Genomic DNA, 21,957 nt, shown 5'->3' on the forward strand with positions numbered 1-21,957 from the left:
TGCGGCATCCGCCGTGTCAGGCGACGAGGCGACGCAGGCCTGAAACGGCGTGCGCCCTAAGGGATTCAGTAGTAGCCGGAGCCGCCGGCACAGAGCCCACCGATGCCGGCGTGCCGGCTCAGGCGGCCAGCGCCTCGCGCACCGAGCGTTCGATCTGGTCGATGTCGGGGATGTAGGCGATGTCGTCGTTGAGGCGCACGCGTGCGCTGACCGCGAAGGGCAGCGTGTCGCCTTCGCCGTCGGAGGCATCGAGCAGCGCGTCGGAGGCGATCGTCACCAGGCGCGGGAAGCCCTGGGTCACCAGCGCGAAGAACGGCAGACGGGCATCGCCGCCGAGCGCCTTGAGCACCACGACCTTGCTGCCCAGATCCGCCTGCCCCTCGCCCTGCCCCGACAGCACCGGGAACGCGACCAGCGGCAGCCGCCAGCCGCGCCAGCGCAGGCGCCCCAGCAGCCACGCGGGGGCATCGTCGATCAGTTCGGGCGGCGAGTACGACAGCACTTCCGAAATCGTCGCATTGGGCAGCAGGAGCTGGGTGGCGCCGACGCGGATCAGGACGCCGCGGATATCGTCGAGAGTGGCGTTCACAGCGACAGGCCTCCCGGGCCGGGTTCGGATTGACGTGCGGCCGGCAGCCAGCGCGCGAGCAGCCAATCGGCAATTTCGGACGGCAGGCCCGACGGCCCTCCGCGCTGGGCGACCGCATGCGCGGCCACCGAGTCGTAGCAGCCTTCATCGGACTGGCCGCCAACGAGCGCACCCTGCCAGGACGGCCCCATCGCGACGTCGACCAGCGACGCATCGGCGCCGCTGAGAAACAGCACGGCGCTGTCGTCGGCCGGCACCGCGTCGGGCAGGGTCGCCAGATCGCCGTTGTCGGCGAAGCGCAGCTCACCACCGGCCATCGCCGGCAGCAGGCCCGGCGGCAGGAAGTAGACCTCGCCGGGCACGACCGACATGCCCGCCTCGGCCAGCTGTACGGGCAGCGGGGTCGCGCGTTCCATCTGTCGCACCAGCCGGTCGTAGCGACCGCCATCGAGCTGCAGACGGATCAGAATCGGGCGCGGAAAACCTTCGGGTATCGAACCGAGCAGCTGGCGTACGGCATCCGGGCCGCCGAGGCCGCCTTCGACCAGCACGACGCCGCGACGCGGGCCATGCCCGTAGCTGTCGGTGTCGGCCAGACTGAGGCCGGAAATCCGGTGTTCCAGATCCGCCAGGTCCAGCGCGCCGCGTGCGGGTTCGTGCGCGGCGGCGCTGGCGACCGGCGGCAGCGCGTCGGTGTCGAGCAACTGCAGCGTGCTGCCGTCGAGTTCGCCGGGATCGCGCTGCGTTGCAGCGTCGCTGCGGCCGGAGTCACGCTCGTCCGACGCATCCGTCGCGTCGGCGGTCGCGGGCAGAACGGATCCGGGCGCATCCTGTGCGTACGGGGCGCTGTCCAGGATCGCCGGTGCTTCGGCATCGGCGACCGGCGTGACGGCGTCCGTCCCGTCGACGTCCACCAACTCGAAATCGAAATCGAGTGTCGGGGCCTGGACCGGTGTGCCGTCCGCGTCGCCGTCGAATTCGGCCGCGACGGGATCGAAGGCGTAGTTCGCAGCCACTTCGGTGTGTTCGAACGTCTGCGCATGCGTGTCCAGCACGACCGGCGCGACCGTCTCCGACGAGGCGGACGCGTCGAGCGGGCCGTCGAATTCTGCTGCCACCGGGTCGAAGGCGTAGGTGTCCGAAGCAGAGACAGGCTCGAGCGACAGGCCGGCATCGTCCGGAAACTGCGGCGCATCCTCCAGTTCCAGCCCGTCAGCCGTCAGGGGCTGAGGGCTCGCGTCCAGAACCACCGGCGCGACCGTGGCCGACGCATCGTCGAGCGGGCCATCGAACTCCGCAGCCACCGGATCGAACGCATCGGCGCCCAAGGGCGTCAGCGGTTCGAGCGACAGGCCTGCGTCGTCCGACGATGCAGCTGCATCCAGCGTGTCGCGATCCGGTAACGGATCATCGACCGCGTGGTCGAACGCCGTGCCCACCGGATCGAATGCATCGCTGCCCGAAGGCGCCAGCGGTTCGAGCGACAGAGCTTGATCGTCGTGCGATGCGGACCCTGCAATGGTGTTTTGCGCAGGGGACGCGTCGGCCTCGTCGTCGGATTCCTCCGTGCCGGGCGGCAGCACGCTGCGCTGGCCATGCAGCTTGGCCGCCAGATGGCGGACCCAGCGTGCGGCGTCCCAGCCCGAACGTTCGAGGACCAGCGCGGATTCCTCGAAGATCACCATGCGGCCGGCATCGGTCAGCACCGTCTCGAACGCATCCAGCGCATCCTCGACCGCCGGCTCGAGCGCCACCACGAGCGCATCCGGCGCCAGCGCCTCGATCGTTGCGGGCTCGCCCTGCAGCGGATCGATGGTCTGGACCACGTCCGCGCCGGCTTCGACCAGCGCTTCGACCAGCCGGTCGCGCGCCGCGCCCTCGCGTGCGAGCAGCACGGTCCGGATCGACGGATCAGTCATCGTCGCGCTCCAGCTTCAGCAGTTCGTGCACATGCCGGAGCAGGTCGTGTTCCTGGTAGGGCTTGCCGAGATAGCGCTCGACGCCGATCTCGAACGCGCGCTGGCGGTGCTTCTCGCCGGTACGGGACGTGATCATCATGATCGTGACATCGCGCAGGCGCGGATCTGCCTTCATCTGCGTCGCCAGCTCGTAGCCGTCCATGCGCGGCATTTCGATGTCCAGCAGCATCAGGTCGGGCACCCGCTCTTCCATGCGCTCGAGCGCATCCACACCGTCGCGCGCCGTCATGACCTCGAAGTTGTGGCGTTCCAGCACGCGGCCGGTGACCTTGCGCATCGTCACCGAGTCGTCGACCACCATCACCAGCGGCACGGGCCGCTGTTCGATGACCGGCGCCGGCTCTTCGGGCGTGTCGCCGATCTCGGCGAGATGCGCCAGATGGCGGCGGACCAGCGGCGCGATGTCGAGGATCACGACGACGCGGCCGTCGCCCATGATCGTCGCGCCGAAGATGCCGGGCACCGACGACACCTGGGGACCGACCGGCTTCACCACGATCTCGCGGTTGCCGACGATTTCGTCCACCGCGACCGCAGCGCGCAGTTCGCCCGCGCGGATCAGCAGCAGCGGCATCTGCAGATGGCCTTCGGCACGCGCCGGCGCATGGCCGACCAGACGTCCGAGATCGTGCAGCTGATAGTCCTCGCCGCCGTACTGGTACACCGCACCCGCCCGCGCTTCCTCGCGCGAAATCCGGCCGACGCCGCGCACCGAGGCGATCGGCACCGCGAAGCTGACTTCGCCGATGCGCACGAACGCAGCCTGGGTGACGGCCAGCGTCTGCGGCAGACGCAGGGTGAACGTGGTGCCGCTGCCGCTGCGCGAGCGGATGTCGAAGCTGCCGCCGAGCTGGCGGACTTCGCTGGCGACCACGTCCATGCCGACGCCGCGACCGGCGAGACGGCTGACTTCGGTCGCGGTCGAGAAGCCGGGCTGCAGGATCATCGCATCGAGATCGGCGTCGACGATCGTCGCGCCGGCCTGCAGCAGGCCACGTTCTTCGGCGCGCTTGCGGATCGCGACGCGGTCGAGACCGGCGCCGTCGTCGCCGACTTCCAGCACGACTTCCGAGCCTTCGCGGCGCACCGCGATGCGGACACTGCCCTCGTCCGGCTTGCCGGCGGCGCGACGCGCGGCCGGTGCCTCGAGCCCATGCGCGATCGCATTGCGCAGCAGGTGTTCCAGCGGCGACACCATCCGCTCGAGCACGTTACGGTCGAGTTCGCCCTGGGCACCGTCGAGGCGCAACTGGACCTGCTTGCCGGTGTCCTGCGCGGCCTGGCGGACCACACGACGCAGGCGCGGCACCAGACCGTCGAACGGCACCATGCGCGTGCGCATGAGGCCTTCCTGCAGATCCGAGCTCACCCGCGACTGCTGCAGCAGCAGCGTTTCGTACTGACGGGTCTGATCGTCGAGCGTGTGTTGCAGACTGCCCAGATCGGCCGCGGTTTCGCCCAGCGCGCGCGACAACTGCTGCAACGTGGAGAAGCGGTCGAGTTCCAGCGGATCGAACGTGGTGTCCGACGTGTCGCCTTCGCGCTGGTAGCGCGCGATGATCTGCGCTTCGGTCTCGATGTCGAGACGACGCAGCTGGTCGCGCAGGCGCGTATTGGTCTGCGCCAGTTCGTTCATCGCGCCGCGGAAGGCGCCGAGCTGCTGTTCCAGACGGGCGCGGTAGATCGCGACCTCGCCCGCGTAGGTGACCAGGCGGTCCAGCAGGTCGGCACGAATGCGCACCTGCTCCTGCGAGCCGCGCAGGGCACCCTCGTCGTCGTCGCCGGCCATGTCGTCGACAAGCAGCGGCGCGGAGAGCGGCGCAAGTTCGACCTTCGGCGCCTCGGTCGAGGTCGGCGCCTGGCCGCCCCCCGTCTCGGGCGACTTGCCGTTGAACGCATCGACCAGCGCCTGCGACGGACCGATCGCGAGACGATCGCCCGCGCGGGTGACCATCGCGTGCAGCCGGTCGAAACCGCGCTCGAGCAGTTGCAGGTCGGCGCGGCGCAGCGTGGCGCGCTGCTCGGACACCGACTCGAGCAGGGTCTCCATCGCGTGACCGAGTTCGCCGATCTCCATCAGACCGGCCATCCGCGCGCCGCCCTTGAGCGTGTGCAGATCGCGCTGCAGGCCGGCGACCGGCTCGCGTGCGTCGGGCTCTTCGCGCAGCTGCGCGAGCAGCGCGTCGGAGTGATCGAGCAGGTCGATGCCCTCCTCGACGAAGATGTCGATGAGTTCGGGATCCAGCCCTTCGAGATCCAGCGGCGCGTCGGGATCGGTGACGTCAGCGGACGGCAGCGGGCGATCGGATTCGGTCTCCGCTGCGTCGGCCTGCGCCACGTCCGTGTCGACGTCCGTGTCGACGTCGGCACCGACTTCGGTCACCGGCGCATGTCCGGTGTACGAACCGGTATCGACGTCTGCGTCCGAGTCTGCGTCGGTCTGCGCGACCGCATCGGCTTCAATTTCGACAGCGCCGCGGTCTTCAGACGCTGCTTCGATCGCGTGCTCTGCGTCGGCATCGACGTCGGGCGCGAGTTCGGAGACGAGACCGTCATCCTGCACGGCGTCGTCGAATGCGGTCGACGCCGGTTCGATGGCCACCGGGCCGGATTCCAGCGAGGTCGCGTCGATCGCGGCATCGGTCTCGTCCGACACGGATGCGTTGTCCGCAGGCTGCGTCAGCGCGTGATCGGCTGCGGCTTCATCACCCTGATCCGCTGAAACGGCATCGTCCGCGGTCGCCGCCGGCTCGACCTCGACGGCTGGCGCTGCGTCGCTGACGCTGTCGGCCAACCGACGGTCCGCGTCGGCATCGAACCGGGCACGGGCGTCGGCCAGTACAGCCGCATCGATACTGTCCTGCGCGCGTGCCTGCTCGGATCGCGCGATGGTCCCGCCGTCCGCATCGAGTGCGACCAGCGACAGGGCACCGCCCGCAGCTTGGAGCACAGAACCGTCTTCGGTTTCTGTTTCGGCGTCGGCAAGCGCAGCATCGCGTTCGGCCTGCGCCGCAAGCTCGGCCTCGAGGCGCTCCGATTCGAGACGCTCCGCTTCAGCGCGCTCGGCATCGAGACGGGCCTGCTCGGCGCGTTCCGCTTCGAGACGCTCGGTTTCGATGCGCTCGGCTTCGAGACGCTCCGCTTCAGCACGCTCGGCGTCGAGACGGGCCTGCTCCGCGCGTTCGGCTTCGAGGCGCTCTGCTTCGACGCGTTCGGCTTCAACGCGCTCCGCTTCGAGACGGGCCTGCTCGACTCGCTCGGCCTCGAGGCGCTCGGTTTCGATGCGTTCGGCTTCGAGCCGCTCAGCTTCAACGCGCTCGGCATCGAGACGGGCCTGTTCTGCGCGTTCCGCTTCGAGACGTTCGGCCTCGATGCGGTCGGCTTCGAGGCGCTCTGCCTCGGCGCGCTCGGCTTCGAGACGGGCCTGTTCTGCGCGTTCCGCTTCGAGACGTTCGGTCTCGATGCGTTCGGCTTCGAGGCGCTCTGCTTCGGCGCGCTCGGCGTCGAGACGGGCCTGTTCTGCACGTTCCGCTTCGAGACGTTCGGTCTCGATGCGTTCGGCTTCGAGCCGCTCTGCTTCGACGCGCTCGGCGTCCAGACGGGCCTGCTCGGCACGTTCGGTTTCGAGACGTTCGGTCTCGATGCGTTCGGCTTCGGCAAGTGCCGCGTCGTCCGCGTTTGCGGCCGGAATGCTGTCCGCGGATCCGGCGTCGGACAGCGCGTCGTCCTGCGCGTCGCCGGACTCCTCGTCGTCGAAATGGAACGCGAAGCGCTCGACCGCGGCTTCGGGCAGTGCGTCGCGCACGGCGACAATGCGCGCCGCGAGCGCGGAACGCACAGCGATCCGTGGCGATTCGCCATGCAGCTGCGCCAGTGCGGCGCGGACCTCGTCCGCCACCGCGTCCAGCACGTCGGCGCCCTGCGCATCCGGCGCGACCTTCGCCGCCGCGAGACGCTGGGCGTAATCCTCGGCCGGGCCGAGCAGCATGCCGATCGCCGGCACTTCCGCCATCGCGAATGCGCCATGCATGGTGTGCAGCGCGCGCACGAGGCGCTCGCCATCGAACACACCGTCGCCACGCACCGCCGCCAGGCAGGTCGAAACGGCATCGAGGTGACCCTTGACCTCGGTATCGAGAATTTCCAGCAGCAGGGCATCGACCGAGGCCGGCACCGAGGCATCGGCATCATCGGCGTCGGCGACAGGCGCCGCGGCCAGGTCTTCGGTCGACGCCGCTGTCGCGACATCGATCTCGTCTCCGGTTTCGACGTCCGATCCGGCTTCGATGTCTGTGACGGCCACGCCGTCCGAGTTCGCCGCGTCCGCCGGGGACTCGACGTCTAAATGCTCTGCCTCGGTAACGACCGCTTCCTGCAGAACCTCGGCAGTCGCGCCTGCATCGGCGTCCGCCGCCAGTGCGACATCGAAGGTCGCCACGTCGTGCTCGACCGGCTGAGATGCAAGCGTGTCAGCGGGCACGGCATCCTGCGACGTCGGCACCGCGGCAACCGCGCCCACCGGCGCAGGCTGCTCCGGCAACGCGTCGTCGCCCGCGGCGATGCGCGCGGCCGAGGCCTGCATCGTCTCGAGATCGGCGCGCAGTTCGGCTTCACCGCGCAACACGGCCTGCAGTTCGGGCAGCGTGTAGAACGCCTGGTCGACCATTGCCACGACCGCCGGGCTGGCCGGACGGGTGCCGTCGAGCACGCGGTTGAGCATGCTCTCGACCGCCCAGCTGAACTCGCCGAGCCGGCGTGCGCCGACCAGACGACCGCTGCCCTTGAGCGTGTGGAACACGCGGCGGATCGGACGCAGCAGATCGAGGTTGTCCGGACGCGCGCGCCACGGCGGCAGCAATGCATCGAGATTCTCGATCTCGCCTGCGAATTCCTCGAGGAACACTTCACGGATTTCGTCGTCGATCTCGTCGCCGACGACTTCGAACCCGCCCTGCGCGCCCAGGATCGGCGCGGCAGGCGCAAGCGGTGCGGACGGGGCAACGGGCGGCGCCACGGGCGGGGGACTCGCATCGGCCGTGGACACGGCGTCGGTTCTGGCCGGGGCGTAATCGCCGCGTGCGAGCTGACCCAGATCGATCGACTGCAGATCGATCGCCAGCGTATCGGCGTCGTCCTCGCGCCACGAACGCTCGGCCTGCGCCGCGTTGGTCGTGGGCAGCGGCCAGTAGCCGAGGGTCTCCAGACTGCTGCGCGCGATGTCGAGAATGTCGGCGCGGCCGGCGCGCTGTTCGCGCAGCGCTTCGAGGTAGTACTCGAGGCTGGCGAGCGCATCGGCGAAGGTATCGAGCTGGCGGCCGTTGGGCACGCGCTTGCGTGCGATCAGCTCGCGCTCGGCGTACAGGCGGATGCCATCGAGATAAGCCGCGGCCTGCGGGATCTCCAGCATCTGCAGTGCGCCGCCGACTTCGGCCAGCAGACGCGGCACTTCCTGCAGTTCGGCATGGTCCCAGTTGGTTTCCACGAACGCGACCAGTGCCTGGCGGGCGTCGGAGAAGTTCGCGATGGCCTCGCGCACCAGCACGACTACGGACTGCTGCGCCTCGACGGCGAGCGTGTCGTCGGTGTCGTGATTGACGTCCACGCCGAGCCGCGACACCTGGTCGTCCAGCGTGGCGTCGACGTACAGCAGGGCGCCGGCGACGTCGAGCAGCGTGTCCTCGCTGGCCGGCGTGCTGCCGTCGACGATGGTGCGCATCACATCACGCTGCTGCTGCACGACGCTGCGCGCCGCGCCCAGGCCGAGCATGCCGAGGGTGTCGGCGACGCCGGCCAGCACGTCGACCTGCGGCTTCAGTGCACCGATGTCCGACGACCCGGTGCGCAGGTGCAGGTCCAATGCATCCTTGACCCGCAGCAGATCTTCCTTGACCGCTGCCGAGACCGTATCCAGCAGCGCACGGTTGCGGCCACTGAGGCTGCCGCGTGCATGTTCGAGTTCGGAATCCGTCGGCACCTGCGCGCGCAGGTCGAAGGTGTCGCGCAGATCGCGCAGCGCGGGATGCTCGCTGTCGACGTGGGCCACGTGATACAGCAACTGGCGCGTGGGTTCCTGCGCCGACTCGGTCGACAGCGAGGCCAGCGGCGCGTCGTGCGCCTGCTGGCGCAGTTCGCGTTCGACGCCGGCGAACACCTGACGAAGCGAGGCCTGCGCGGACGCGTCGAACGCGCCGTCGCCCAGGGCTTCGGCAACGCCGGCAGCGACCCACAGCATGCGTCGCACGGCTTCATCGTCGAACAGCGGGGCAAGCGCCTGCAGCGCCGCGGTCAGCGATGCCGGGTCGCCTGCGACCCCGCCGGTCGGCCAGGCTTGCAAGGCGACACGGAACGTCCGCAGCGCGGCATCACGATCGCCGCCCGCGTGGGCGGCATCGACTGCCGGCACGGGCACCGAACGCGCGAGATCGGGCGCGAACAGGATGCTTTCGCTGAGTCCGGTTTCGCCGCGTGCGGCGCGCAGTTCGTTGAGCAGCGGCAGCAGGACGATCGGAATGTCGCGGTGACCGCCCTGAAGGCGCTCGAGGTAATCGGGCAGCAACAGCATGCCGCGCAGCAGCGACGCCGACGCCGCATCGCGATCGGCCGTCGCATCGTCGCGCAACGCATCGGCCAGCCGCTCCATCTCCTCGACCACCATCGCCGGCGCGTACAGCTCGACCATGCGCAGGGTGCCCTGCGCCTGGTGCAGATACCCCGCGCACAGCCGCATGCGGCTGGGATCGTCCGGCGTGTCGACGAAGCCTTCGAGTTCGAGCCGCGCCTGCCGCAGCACTTCGTCGAGTTCGGGCTTGATCCAGCCGAGCATGGTGTGATCGATGGCGTCGCGCAGGCCGCTCATCGCGTCGCTCCGCGACGGACGGCGCCCGTGGACGGCCCGTAAAAACATGCGGTCATGCGTGGTTCCGTTTCTGCGCTCAGACCGGCAGCTTGAAGTCGGCGACCGAGCGACGCAGGTCGGCGGCCAGCTGGGCCAGATTTCCGATCGAGGCCGCGGTCTGGTTCGCACCCTGCGACGTCTGCGCGGTGATCGACTGGATCGTGTGCATCGTCTCGGTGATGTTGCTCGCGGCCGACGACTGCTGGCGCGCGGCCGAGGAGATGCCCTGGATGAGGTCGGCGAGGCTGGTCGAGACGCTTTCGATCTCGCCCAGCGCCGTGCCGGCGTCCTCGGCCAGACGTGCACCGGCGACCACTTCCGACGTCGTCTGCTCCATCGACGTCACCGCTTCGTTGGTATCGGACTGAATGGTCTGGACCAGCGTTTCGATACGGCGCGTCGCATTGGTCGCGCGTTCCGCGAGGCGCTGCACTTCGTCGGCCACGACCGCGAAACCGCGGCCGGCTTCACCGGCGGAGGCCGCCTGGATCGCGGCGTTCAGCGCCAGGATGTTGGTCTGCTCCGAGATGTCGTTGATCAGTTCGACGATCGAGCCGATCTCCTGCGAGCTTTCGCCCAGGCGCTTGATGCGCTTCGAGGTTTCCTGGATCTGGTCGCGGATCGAGTCCATGCCGGCGATCGTCTCCCGCACCACGCCCGCACCCTTAGTCGCGATCTGCACCGAACGCTGCGCCACGTCGGCCGACTCGGCCGAGTTCTTCGACACCTGGTCGATGCTGACCGCGATCTCGTTGATGCGGTCCGAAGCGGAGTTGATTTCCTGCGCCTGGTGCTCGGCGGCCTCGGCCAGATGCATCGCGGTGGCCTGGGTTTCCTGGGCGCTGGAGGCGACCTGCACCGAGGTGTCGTTGATCGTCTGCACGAGGCTGCGCAGCTGCTCGATCGCGAAGTTGATCGAGTCGGCGATCGCGCCGGTCATGTCTTCGGTGACCGTGGCCTTGACCGTCAGGTCGCCTTCGGCGAGCGAACCCATTTCGTCCAGCAGGCGCATGATCGCCTCCTGGTTGCGGTTGTTGAGTTCCATCGTCGTTTCGTAACGCTCGCGCTGGGCGCGGTTGAGCGAGAACAGCAGGCCGCCGATCGCGACCAGCGCGGCCAGGCCGGCGAGGATGCTGATCCAGATGTTGCCCAGCAGGCTGGTGTCCTTGAGCGAGCCGAACGCGGTGAACGCGTTGAACAGCGATTCGCTGTCGGTCAGCAGCTGGTCCGAACCCGCGACCAGCGCACCGGCCGCCGCCTGCGCCTGGAACAGCTGGTCGCTGCTGCCGAGGATCGCTTCGAGATCGGCGCGCATCTCCGCCCAGGCCTCGTCGGCGCGGGTCAGTGCGGCGAGTGCATTGCCGTTGGTCAGCGCCTGCAGCTCGCGCGCCGGATCGCCTTCGCGCAGGCCGGTCATCACCTGCTGGAAATCTTCCGCGTTGCGACGCAGGCCCTGGCCCGCGATCGCCGCGCCACCGCCACCGGACTGCACCTCGGTCACGCGGCGGGCCATGTCGCCGGCCACCACGACCTGGCGCAGCGCCATGTACACCTGCGACGAGGGCGAGCCGCTGCTCGACATCGCGCGCACCAGTTCGTCCAGCAACGCCTGCAGCTGCGGCACGCGCTGGCTGAAGCGCTCGGCCTGACCGGCGAATGCGGTCACCGCGGCTTCGCTGTCGGCCAGGCGCTGTGCGCTCGCGCCGAGCGGCTCCCAGGTCTGGGTGACCTGACGGATCGGGCCGGACACGCCGGTGGTGTCACCGAAGTTGCTGTTGAGCTGCTGGATGTCGGTGTCGATCTGCGCGCGGGTCGCCTTGAAGGCGGTGAAAGCCGCCGCGTTGCCGCGGACCGCTTCGGTGCCCTGGTTGGCCAGTCGCTGGCTGTCCACGCGGAGGTTGGACGCCGAGAAGCTGGCGCCGCCGAGCTGCGACGCCTTCCACGTGCCGTAGCCGGTGTTGAGGACCAGGATGGAGCCCGCGACGATCAGCAGCACGACCCAGAAGTTCGTGCCGAGGTTGCGTCGCTTGCCTGCGAGAGTGTCAACGGCTGTGCTCATGCTGGTTCCGGTCCTGATCGTTGTCGCGTTGTGTGCGGTGCGTGGGTGCGGCGTCAGGCCGCGGCGTGTCTGAATTCGGGCGTGCGGCCCAGACGGTCGAGGCTGAAGACGCCCCAGGTCGCATTGGCATGGGCGTAGGCGCGGTCGACGAAGTGCGCGTAGCGGCCTTCGGCAACACGATCGGCCGAGACCTCGTCTTCCTCGAGAAAGCTGCGCTGGCCGAACAGTTCGTCGATGGTCACCGCGACGTCGCCGCCGGGCTGGCGCACCAGCAGCACGCGCTGGCTCTCGTTGATCACCGTGCGCTCGCCTTCGAGGAACTGCTTGAGATCGACGATCGGCAGCAGGCTGCCGCGGATGTTGGCCACGCCGAGCATCCACGGCTGCGCGCCGGGCACCGGCGACACCGGCGGCATCGGCAGGATCTCGATCACTTCATCGAACGCGGACGCGAGCATGCGCCGGCCGATGCGGTAACCGACGCCGCGCCACAGACCGGGCGCGTCGAGCTGCTCCGGCAATCCGACCACATGCGCGAGGCTGCGCCGTTCGTATTCGGTGAGGAGTGCGAACGCACCGCCCCCGTGCGTTCCACCCGTCTGCGCGTCGGACATCAGCCGGCCAGCACCTGGTTGACCTGGCTGATCAGCGCGTCCTCGGTGGGCGGCTTGACGATGTAGCCCTTGGCGCCCTGGCGCATGCCCCACATGCGGTCGGTTTCCATGCCCTTGGTGCTGATGATGATCACCGGGATTCCCGCGGTATCGGCATCCTTGGCCAGCGCGCGGGTGGCGTGGAAGCCACTCATGCCCGGCAGCACCACGTCCATCAGCACGAGGTCGGGGCGATCGCGCTTGCAGGCCGCGATGCCGTCCTCTGCGTTGTCCGATGCCGTCACCTCGTGCCCGTGGCGTTCGAGCCACTGGGTCAACACGGCGGTGTCGGTCGGCGAATCCTCGATCAACAGGATGCGAGCCATGTCCTGCCCCCTCAGGCGTTGACGTGCGTGCGGATCGCGTCGAGGAGTTCCTCGCGCGTGAACGGCTTGGTGACGTATTGCTCGGATCCCACGATCCGTCCACGGGCCTTGTCGAACAGGCCGTCCTTGGACGAGAGCATGATCACCGGTGTGTTGCGGTAGACCTGGTTGTTCTTGATCAGCGCGCAGGTCTGATACCCGTCCAGGCGCGGCATCATGATGTCGACGAAGATGATCTGCGGACGCTGGTCCGCGATCTTCGCAAGCGCCTCGAACCCGTCCACCGCCGTGACGACTTCGGCACCTTCCCGCTTCAGCAGCGTTTCCGCCGTGCGCCGGATGGTTTTCGAGTCGTCGATCACCATCACCCGCAAGCCATCGAGGCTGCCGGCTGACGGCTTGTCGTCACTGCCCATGTTGTCTCCCCTGGTGCACGACGCGCCTGAAGCCGGCGTCGTTGCGAGCCGGTGTTATATCCCAGCCGGCCTACAGAGTGTCAACAGTTTGCATCCGGAGTGTGCGCGCCGCCACGGAATCCGCCCTCCCGGACGGGGTCGCCGGCCCTGATAAGATCGTGCCCCCGCCCTGCAGGTCGCCCGAAAATGCCGCTCGAAGTCATCGTGGTGATGGATCCGATCACCTCGATCAAGATCGCGAAGGATTCGACGTTCGCGATGCTGCTCGAGGCGCAGCGCCGCGGCCATGCGCTGCATTACGTGACGCCGGGCGGACTGGCGCTGGTCGACGGCGAGGCGGTCGCGCAGGTCGCGCCGCTGACGGTGCGCGAAGATCCTAGCGACTGGTTCACCCTCGGCACGGCCGCGCGCCGCGCCTTCGGCGCCGGCGACGTGGTGCTGATGCGCAAGGACCCGCCGGTCGATCCGGAATTCATCGGCGACACCCAGATCCTGGGCGTGGCGCAGCGGCAGGGCGCACTGATCGTCAACGATCCGCAGGGTCTGCGCGACATGAACGAGAAGCTGGGCGCGCTGGCGTTTCCGCAGTGCTGCCCGCCGACCCTGGTCAGCCGCGATGCCGCTTCGCTCAAGGCCTTCGTCGCCGAGCACCGCGACGCCGTGCTCAAGCCGCTCGACGGCATGGGCGGTCGCTCGATCTTCCGCGCCGTCGCCGGTGACGCCAACCTCAACGTGATCCTGGAGACGCTGACCGACGGCGGCCGTCGCCTGGCGATGGCGCAGCGCTATCTGCCGGAGATCGTCGACGGCGACAAGCGCATCCTGCTGATCGACGGCGTGCCGGTCGATTACTGCCTGGCGCGGATTCCGCAGGGCGACGAGTTCCGCGGCAACCTCGCGGTCGGCGGTCGCGGCGAGGCGCGTCCGCTGAGCGAACGCGACCGCTGGATCGCGGCCCAGGTCGGCCCGACGCTGGCCGCGCGCGGGATGCGTTTCGTCGGCCTGGACGTCATCGGCGACTGGCTGACCGAGGTCAACGTCACCAGTCCGACCTGCATCCGCGAGATCGACGCCGCCTACGGCACCAACATCGCCGGCCTGTTGTTCGACGCGATCGAGCGCGGCCCGGTCGCGACGCACACGCCCTGACGCGTTCCTTGCGCCCGACGATGCAGGCCGCTGCGCCGCCACCGCAGATCGACGACGGCGCGCGCCTCGGCGCGACGCTGGTGCTGTCGCTGCTGGTCCACGGCCTGCTGGTACTGGGCATCGGCTTCGCGACCGAGGACGCGGCGCCGGTGATGCCGACGCTGGACGTGATCCTGACCGAGACCACGAGCCCGCTGACCCAGGCCCAGGCGGATTTCCTGGCACAGGCCAGCAACCAGGGCGGCGGCGAACACGAAGCGACGACGCGGCCACGCGACGCGCAGATCGGCCAGGTACCGCAGGAAGACTCGGGTGTCGCGCCGATGGAACTGCGCGCGCAGTCGCCCGACGTGCAGCCCCCGCCGCAGGACCGGGTGGTCGCGAGCACGCGCGGCGAGACCGCCCTGCCCGCGCCCGATCCCACCCAGCAGACCGATCCGTCGACGCTGCCGCGCGGTGCGGAGAAGATCGAACGCGACTTGGCGATGGCCCGGCTGGCGGCCGAGATCCATCTGCGGTCCGAGCGCTACGCGCGCCGGCCCAAGCGCAAGTTCGTCTCGGCCAGCACCCAGGAATACGCCTACGCCGCGTACCTGCGGCAATGGGTGGACCGGGTCGAGCGGGTCGGCAACCTCAACTATCCCGATGAGGCGCGGCGCCGGCAGCTGGCCGGCGAACTGGTGATCAGCGTGGCGATCCGCCGCGACGGTTCGGTCGAACGCGCCGACATCATCCGCAGCAGCGGCACGCCCCTGCTCGACGACGCCGCGCTCAACATCGCCCGGCTCGCGGAGCCCTATCCCCCGCTGCCGGCAACCGAGGAAAACGTCGACGTGCTGCACGTCACCCGCACCTGGAACTTCCTCCCGGGCGGCACGCTGGTCGACGACTGATTGTTCCGCGGACGGGGGCGCTGCGTCGCTGACTCAGCGCGTGCACATCGAACGTGCGCCCGCCTGCGGATGGGCGGGGCAGCGCATCTGCGCGGCGGATGCGGTCGACCTGCCGCTGAAAACGCCCAACCGCCGGCGCTGATCGAACGTGCCGCGTCACGACACGTGAAAGACGGCCTCTAGAGCCGCTGCCAGCCCAGGCCGTCGCCGCGGCGCCAGTACACGCCGCGGGCCTGCCCGTAGATCGCGTCGCTGGGGACCAGGCCGAAGTAGCGGCCGTCGAAACTCATGCCGCGATGATCACCCAGCACCAGCACCTGGCCGTCCGGCACGACGAGGCCGCGGATGTCGGGCCCGCCGCCGGCATCGAGATCCAGCGTCGCCTGGCGCGCGCCGAAGTCTTCGGGCAGCCCCGGTGCCGCCGCCAGCGCGCGCCCGTTGATCGACAGGTGCCCGTCGGCCAGATCCACCCGGTCACCCGCGACCGCCGCCACGCGCTTGATCAGTCGCGTGCCGTCGCCGGGCGAGCGGAACACCACGACGTCCCCGCGCGCCGGCGCGGCGCCCGACCACAGCGTGTGTCCGGTCAAGGGCGCGCGCACGCCATAGGCGCGCATGTCGACGACCACCCGGTCGCCCGGCATCAGCGTGGGCTCCATGGAGCCGGTGGGCACGTGGTAGTGGTTGGCCAGGGACGAGCGCGCGACCACCAGCAGCACCAGCATCACCGCGAGCGGTACGCCCTCGCGGCGCAGCCAGCGGCGCACGCGCCCCGGGGTGGACGGAGACGGAGACGGCGGAACGGCGATCGGTGCGGACATGGGCGCGGCTCTTCGAACGGTGCGGGTTGGACCGCGCCGGCGCCCCGGGGTTCCCGTCAGCGGGCGGCGCGGCGCGCCTGCTGCTCGACCAGGGTCAGCGCGACGTTGTCGCGCAGGTAGGCCGGCTCGACCCGCTCCGGCGCAACCGCTTCGCCGCGTGCATACGCGGCTGCGGCCAGTCCTGCCAGATCGGCGGCGCGCGGCAGGGCCGCCGCATCGACCTGCACGAAGCGCGCGCCGAGGCGCGTCTGCAGGTGGCCGTCGACGGCGGCGAAACCGGTCCCGACGCCCCACCAGTCGCTGACGTCGTCAGGCAGTGCGTAGGCGTCCGGCGGACCGACACGTTCGTCGGACACCGGCACCGGGCCCTCGGCCCCGATGCGGTAGGCGGCGCTGTAGATCTCGCCCATGCGCGCGTCGATCGCGGCGAGCACCTGTGCGCCGGGCGCGGCGCCTGCGCGCAGCGCGAGCACCGCCAGCGTGGACGCAGCGACGACCGGGCGGTCCAGCGCGAGCGCGATGCCCTGCGCCAGCGCAATGCCCAGCCGCACACCGGTGAACGCGCCGGGCCCGCGCGACACTGCGATCGCATCGAGCTGGTTGCGCGCGATTCCGGCCTCGGCCAGCAGCGCCTCGGCCCACGGCAGGGCCAGTTCGGCATGCCGGCGTGGCGCGATCTCGAAACGTTCGAGCACGTGGCCATCGTCCCAGACGGCGACGGAACAGGCCTCGGTGGCGGTATCGAAAGCGAGCAGTTTCATGACGGCGGGAATTCTGGATTCGGGTGTGGGGAGTCGGGCATTCCGTCGGGAATTGTCGCAGGCGACGCGGCGAAGAACGCGGCGACGTCGGCGATGTCGCGGGTGCGCGGCAGCGGTGGCAGCGAATCGAGGAACACGGCGCCGTAGCTTTTGCCCAGCAGCCGTGGATCGCACAGCACCAGGACGCCGCGGTCGCGTTCGGTGCGGATCAGCCGGCCCACGCCCTGCTTGAGCGCGATCACCGCCTGCGGCAGCTGTTCGTCGCGGAACGGATTGCCGCCGCTGCGACGGATCGCATCCAGCCGCGCCTCGAACACCGGATCGTCGGGCGCGGCGAACGGCAGCTTGTCGATGACCACCACGCTGAGCGCATCGCCGGCGACATCGACGCCCTCGCGGAAACTGGCCGCGCCCAGCAGCACGCCGTTGCCGGACTCGCGGAAACGCTGCAGCAGCACGTGCCGCGGCGCCTCGCCCTGCACGAACAGCGGCCACGGACAGGGCCGCGTACCGTCGCGCAGCAGCACCGCGGTCTCGCGCAATGCGCGATGCGAGGCGAACAGGACGAACGCGCGCCCGTTCGACGCGGTCAGCACCGGCAGCAAGGCCTCGACGACGGCCCGGCTGTAGTCGGGCGCTGCCGGCGCCGGCAGCCGCGGCGGCACGTAGCACAGCGCCTGCTGGGCCCAGTCGAACGGACTGGGCGCCAGCAGTGTCTGCGGCGCTTCCAGGCCGAGCCGCGTGGCGATGTGGTCGAAATCGCCGTCCACGGTGAGCGTGGCCGACGTGAACACCCAGGCGGCGCGCGAGGTCTCTCGGTGCGCGCGCAGGGGCGCGGAGACGTCGAGCGGCGTGCGCTGCAGACGGAAGCCGCGCGGCGTGAGTTCGTACCAGAGCACACTGTCGCCTGCATCGTCTGCCGGGCCGTCCGGCGTCGCGGCCGTCTTGTCCGGCGTTGCGTGCGGGTCCGCGTCGTCGGCGAACATCGAACCGGCTGCTGCGCCGTCGTTCCAGCGCCGCAGCCGCGTGAGACACAGCGCCGCGCGGGCGTGGCAGCTGTCGAGCCCGGGCGATGCTTCGCGCAGCGGCGCGAGTGCGTCACGCAGATGCGCCAGCGCCTCGTCGAGCGCGTGCAACGCGTCCTCGACCGCGGGCTCGTAGAGCGCGCGATAGCGCGTCCCGCGCGGCGGCAGGCCGTCCATCGCCGCGCGCAGGCTGCGCGCCGCGGCGTCCAGTTCCGCCGCCGGGCCCTGCAGCACCGGCTGGGTGCCGGGCACGTCGCGGCACTCGGCCAGCGCGTCGCGCGCCAGCTCGACCAGCGGACGCGCACTCAGGCCCTCGCCGAAGAACTGCGCGGCGAGTTCGGGCAGCTGGTGCGCCTCGTCGACGATGAAGGCCTGGGCGCCGGGCAGGATCTCGCCGAAGCCTTCCTGTTTCAGTGCGAGGTCGGCCAGCAGCAGGTGATGGTTGACCACCACCACATCGGCCGCCTGCGCGCGCTGACGCGCCTGCACCAGGAAGCAGTCGCTCCAGAACGGACACTCGTTGCCCAGGCAGTTGTCGACGGTGGACGTCACCAGCGGCAACAGCGGCGTGTCCTCGGGCAGGCCGTCGAGCTCGGCGACATCGCCCATGCGCGTGCGGCCGGCCCAGGTGACGATGCGCTGGAACTGGTGGATCTGCTCGCGCGTCGCCAGTTTCGGCGCGCCACGCGCCTGCTCCAGCCGGTACAGGCACAGATAGTTCGCGCGCCCCTTGAGCAGCGCACTGCGCAGCCCGCTGCCCAGGGCGTCGCGCACGCGCGGCAGATCGCGATGGAACAGCTGGTCCTGCAGCGCGCGCGTCCCGGTGGAGACGATCGTCTTCAGGCCCGACAGCAGCGCCGGCACCAGATAGGCGAAGGTCTTGCCGGTGCCGGTGCCGGCTTCGGCCAGCAGCGTGGCGCGCTGGTCGAATGCATCGGCGACCGCCATCGACAGCGCCTGCTGCGCCGCACGCGGCCGGTAGTCGGGAATGCAGGCCGCGAGGAGGCCGCCATCGCCCAGTGCGTCGCGACTGCGCGCCGCCAGGCTGTCGTCGCGCGCGTCCAGCGCCGCGCCGGCCTCGGAAACTGTCATCGAACGCCGGACGCGCCCTAGTAGCGCTCGGGCCCGGCGACGCGGCAGCCATCGGCCTGGGTGCGCGCGGACGTCGCACCTTCGACGTCACCGGCCATCAGGCGCACCTGTTCCAGCGTGATCCAGTGCCGGCGGCACAGCGGACCGAGCTGCGAACCGAGCGCGAAACCGCGTTCGGCCAGCGCGCCGGCCTGTTCGAAATCCGATTGCAGGATCGCCAGTTCGGCGCGCTCCTGCAGCAGCGCCGGATCGCCGTCGACGATCTCCAGCGCCTGGTCGAGCGCGGCGACCGCACCGTCGAGATCGCCCTGCGCTTCGAGCGCGGCGGCGCGTTCGCGCAGATCGTCGACCATCGGATCGCGCAGCGGCTGCACCGCCAGTTCGCCTTCGCCGTCACCGGCCGCGCCGCGGATGAGCACCACCATTTCCTGCGGCGTCGCCGTGGTCGCCGGCTGCACGGCGCTGGTCGGCGCTGTGCCGGGCGAGGCGCAGGCGGCGAGAGCAAGCACGCAGGCAAGGGCCAGAACACGCGTCGGCATCGGCATCATCGGGGCATCTCCTCGGGGGGCGGCGGCGGGGGTGCAGGCTGCGCGGCGGGCGCGGGTTCGGCCGGGGCCGGCTCGGAATCGCGATCACGGCCGAAGCCGAACCACTCGCGCCAGCCGCGGCGCTCTTCCTGGACCGGCGCGCCGGTCGCATCGACCAGATTGCCGTTCTCGTCGACGAAGGTCTGATCGGGATCGTAGCGCCGGCAGGATTCGTACGGCGGCGCATAGCCGGCGACGAAGGCGAACCGGCGCGCCTCGGGGCAATCGGCGTCGGTGGCGTTGGACTGCGCGACCCACTGCCACTCCAGGCCGGCGTCGCCGACATCGAGCGCGGCGCTGGGCAGGCGCGCGAACAGGCCCGACCACACGCGCATCGCACCGGTCGCGCCGTAGAGGCCGGTCTGTTCGTTCTGGTCGTTGCCGACCCAGACCACGGCCAGGTGATCGCCGGTCCAGCCGGCGAACCAGCTGTCGCGCCCATCGTTGCTGGTGCCGGTCTTGCCGGCGGCGTTGAGCCGGCCCAGGCCGTCGTTGACGAGCTGGCGGCCGGTGCCCGAACTCACGGCGTGCTGCAGGCCGATCGTCACCACGCGCGCCGCCAGCGCGTCGCCTTCCTGCGCGGGGCGCGGCGCATTGTCGTAGCGGTTGACCACACGCCCCTGCTCGTCGATGACGCCGCGCACAGTGCGCAGCGGCTGGATCTCGCCGCCGGACGCGAGGAACTGGTACAGCTGCGCCATCGCGTACGGGCTCTGGTCCATCGAGCCGAGAATCAGCGCGGGATTGGCCTCGGCGCGCACGCCGGCCAGTACATGCACGATGTCGGCCAGCGCGCGCGGCCCCACATCCATGCCGATGCGCACCGTGGCCTGGTTGTAGGACCGCGCCAGCGCATCGATCAGGCGGACGGTGCCGTGACTGCGACCGTCGGAGTTGCCCGGCGTCCAGCGCTGCCCGTTCTCCAACGGCACGGTGAACGGCGAATCGTCGACCCAACTGGCCAGCGAGTACCGCGTGGGATTGCCCAGCGCCAGCAGATAGACGAACGGCTTGAGCAGCGAGCCGACCGGACGCTGGGCCTCGATCGCCCGGTTGAAGCCGTGCTCCACCGGATCCCGGCTGCCGACCGCGGCGACCACTTCGCCGCTATGCACGTCGGTGACCACCAGACCGGCCTGCAGCGCCGGCCGCTTCGACGTGGACAGGTCCTTGATCGTGCGCACCGTCGCGCCTTCGGCATAGGCCTGGGCGGAGGGCGACATCGCACTCATCACCGACAGCCCGGCGCCCTGCAGCGCGCCGGCCGGATAGTCGCGCGCCAGCTGGCGGCGGACCAGATCGACGTAGCCGGGGAAGCGGTTCGCGGCGATGCTGCCCGGCGTTTCGGTCACGCCCAGGGGACGCGACACCGCACGGTCGTGCGCCGCCTGGTCGATCAGCCCGGATTCCAGCATCCGTCCCAGCACGAAATCGCGGCGCGTCTTGGCGCGTTCGGGCTGGCGCCTCGGATCGTAGTGCGAGGGTCCGCGGATGATGCCGACCAACAGCGCGACCTGCTCGGTCTCCAGATCATCGAGCCGGCGCCCGAACCAGAATTCGGCACCCGCCGCGACGCCGTGGATCGCCTGCGCGCCGCGCTGTCCCAGATAGACCTGATTGAGGTAGGCCTCGAGGATCGCGCCCTTGTCGTAGCGAGCCTCCATCAGCAGCGCGTAAAGGATCTCGTTGAACTTGCGGGTGTAGGTCTGCTCGCGGCCGATGCCGAGCAGGCCGCTGCGCGCGAGCTGCTGGGTCAGCGTGCTGGCGCCCTGGCGGGTCTCGCCGGCGCGCAGGTTCGCCATCGCCGCGCGGGCCATGCCGCTGAGGTCGATGCCGTGGTGGTGGGCGAAATCCTTGTCCTCGACCGCCTGCAGGGCATCGGTCAGCAGTTGCGGCACGTCCTCACCACGGACCAGGCGCCGTTCTTCCTGACGCTGGCCATACAGCGTGGCGATACGCGCCGGGTCCATGCGCGCCGCCTCGATGCCGCGCTCGCCGCCGCCGTCGCGCAACCGCGACACGCGCCCGCCCGACAGCGTGGCCTGCACGCGCGTGGCCGCCACCACCTCGTCGACATCGCGGAAGCCACGGCTCGAGATCGTCCAACGGGCGCCCTCGGTGGCGTAGGTGCCGGGGCGCACGCCGTCGCCCTCGCGATACCCCGCGGCATCGAGTTCGGTCTTCAGCGTCGCGGCATTCATCGCCATGCCCGGCGTCAGCTGCAACGGCCGCGCATACACGCGCGTCGGCACCTGCCAGCGCAACTCGCCGAAGCGTTCGCTGACCTGGTGGTTGAGGTAGATCGTGTAGGGAATCAGAAAGCCGAGACCGAGGCCCACCAGGGCCAGCAGCGCGGTGACGACGCGTCGGCGCCACTGCGGCGGGTCGTGCGCATCGTCTGCGTCATCTTCGTCTTCGTAATCGATCCGGGCCATCATCAGGAGAAGAGATTGCCCGGTCGCAGAATGCGACAATGGGCGGCGGCGCGAGTCTAGCGCAGCGCGCTCTTCGGACCGGCTACCGGCATCGACAACCATTCAGACTGCCAGAACGCTGCTTTGCTCACTCTTACTCTCTATTACCTGCGGCGCGCGTCTTCCAGGGTCCACCGACTTCGATTGGCGCTACATGCGCGCGGCCTGCGTGGCCTCGCCGTGCGAGCTTTGAATCGATCAGCACACGGAACGAACGGAATCTCGAGGAAGAGCGTGC

General features: G+C 70.0%; 14 protein-coding genes. 2 read left to right on the plus strand and 12 right to left on the minus strand.

Features of this window, described 5'->3' with window-relative positions:
* Positions 1-118: 118 nt before the first annotated feature.
* The 7 genes from AC3A5K_RS06580 to pilG all read right to left on the minus strand — a co-directional run bounded on the left by AC3A5K_RS06580 (position 119) and on the right by pilG (position 12,917).
* Positions 119-589, minus strand: coding sequence for a chemotaxis protein CheW (locus AC3A5K_RS06580; protein ID WP_487616696.1), 471 nt, complete (start codon positions 587-589; stop codon positions 119-121).
* On the minus strand, positions 586-2,508 hold the full coding sequence (locus AC3A5K_RS06585) for a chemotaxis protein CheB (RefSeq protein WP_487616697.1): 1,923 nt from the start codon (positions 2,506-2,508) through the stop codon (positions 586-588). The genes AC3A5K_RS06580 and AC3A5K_RS06585 overlap by 4 nt, the downstream gene beginning before the upstream one ends.
* Positions 2,501-9,424 carry a response regulator gene (locus AC3A5K_RS06590; protein ID WP_487616698.1) on the minus strand — a complete coding sequence of 2,308 codons (6,924 nt, stop codon included), beginning with the start codon at positions 9,422-9,424 and terminating at the stop codon, positions 2,501-2,503. Before AC3A5K_RS06590 ends, AC3A5K_RS06585 begins: the two co-directional genes overlap by 8 nt.
* 76 nt (positions 9,425-9,500) lie before the next feature.
* On the minus strand, positions 9,501-11,522 hold the full coding sequence (locus tag AC3A5K_RS06595; protein WP_487616699.1) for a methyl-accepting chemotaxis protein: 2,022 nt from the start codon (positions 11,520-11,522) through the stop codon (positions 9,501-9,503).
* Between the two features lie 53 nt (positions 11,523-11,575).
* Positions 11,576-12,136, minus strand: coding sequence for a chemotaxis protein CheW (locus AC3A5K_RS06600; protein WP_487616700.1), 561 nt, complete (start codon positions 12,134-12,136; stop codon positions 11,576-11,578).
* Positions 12,136-12,501 (minus strand): response regulator, encoded by a 366-nt coding sequence (locus tag AC3A5K_RS06605; RefSeq protein WP_487616701.1) that lies wholly within the window; start codon positions 12,499-12,501, stop codon positions 12,136-12,138. Before AC3A5K_RS06605 ends, AC3A5K_RS06600 begins: the two co-directional genes overlap by 1 nt.
* A gap of 11 nt (positions 12,502-12,512) precedes the next feature.
* Complete coding sequence (gene pilG, locus AC3A5K_RS06610) at positions 12,513-12,917, minus strand: twitching motility response regulator PilG (protein WP_487616702.1); 405 nt, start codon at positions 12,915-12,917, stop codon at positions 12,513-12,515.
* Between the two features lie 186 nt (positions 12,918-13,103).
* Here pilG and gshB point away from each other — a divergent pair, with 186 nt between their 5' ends.
* Both gshB and AC3A5K_RS06620 read left to right on the plus strand, forming a co-directional pair.
* Positions 13,104-14,066, plus strand: coding sequence for a glutathione synthase (gene gshB, locus AC3A5K_RS06615; protein ID WP_487616703.1), 963 nt, complete (start codon positions 13,104-13,106; stop codon positions 14,064-14,066).
* A 20-nt stretch (positions 14,067-14,086) separates the two neighbouring features.
* Complete coding sequence (locus AC3A5K_RS06620) at positions 14,087-14,959, plus strand: energy transducer TonB (RefSeq protein WP_487617068.1); 873 nt, start codon at positions 14,087-14,089, stop codon at positions 14,957-14,959.
* A gap of 179 nt (positions 14,960-15,138) precedes the next feature.
* On the opposite strand, the gene lepB is transcribed toward AC3A5K_RS06620, so the two are convergent.
* From lepB to mrcB, 5 genes are read right to left on the minus strand one after another with little or no spacing between them, the layout of a single operon-like run.
* The gene (gene lepB, locus AC3A5K_RS06625) at positions 15,139-15,780 is read right to left on the minus strand and encodes a signal peptidase I (protein WP_487616704.1); all 642 of its coding nucleotides are present in this window, start codon (positions 15,778-15,780) and stop codon (positions 15,139-15,141) included.
* A 56-nt stretch (positions 15,781-15,836) separates the two neighbouring features.
* Complete coding sequence (gene tsaB / locus AC3A5K_RS06630) at positions 15,837-16,541, minus strand: tRNA (adenosine(37)-N6)-threonylcarbamoyltransferase complex dimerization subunit type 1 TsaB (protein WP_487616705.1); 705 nt, start codon at positions 16,539-16,541, stop codon at positions 15,837-15,839.
* Positions 16,538-18,658 carry a DNA repair helicase YoaA gene (gene yoaA, locus AC3A5K_RS06635; protein WP_487616706.1) on the minus strand — a complete coding sequence of 707 codons (2,121 nt, stop codon included), beginning with the start codon at positions 18,656-18,658 and terminating at the stop codon, positions 16,538-16,540. The genes tsaB and yoaA overlap by 4 nt, the downstream gene beginning before the upstream one ends.
* A gap of 17 nt (positions 18,659-18,675) precedes the next feature.
* A complete protein-coding gene (locus AC3A5K_RS06640) occupies positions 18,676-19,206 on the minus strand; it encodes a tetratricopeptide repeat protein (protein WP_487616707.1) in 531 nt (176 codons plus the stop codon).
* Positions 19,203-21,683 (minus strand): penicillin-binding protein 1B, encoded by a 2,481-nt coding sequence (gene mrcB, locus AC3A5K_RS06645; protein WP_487616708.1) that lies wholly within the window; start codon positions 21,681-21,683, stop codon positions 19,203-19,205. Before mrcB ends, AC3A5K_RS06640 begins: the two co-directional genes overlap by 4 nt.
* Positions 21,684-21,957 lie beyond the last annotated feature (274 nt).

The sequence above is a fragment of the Luteimonas sp. Soil_C_5 genome (genome assembly GCF_057656615.1).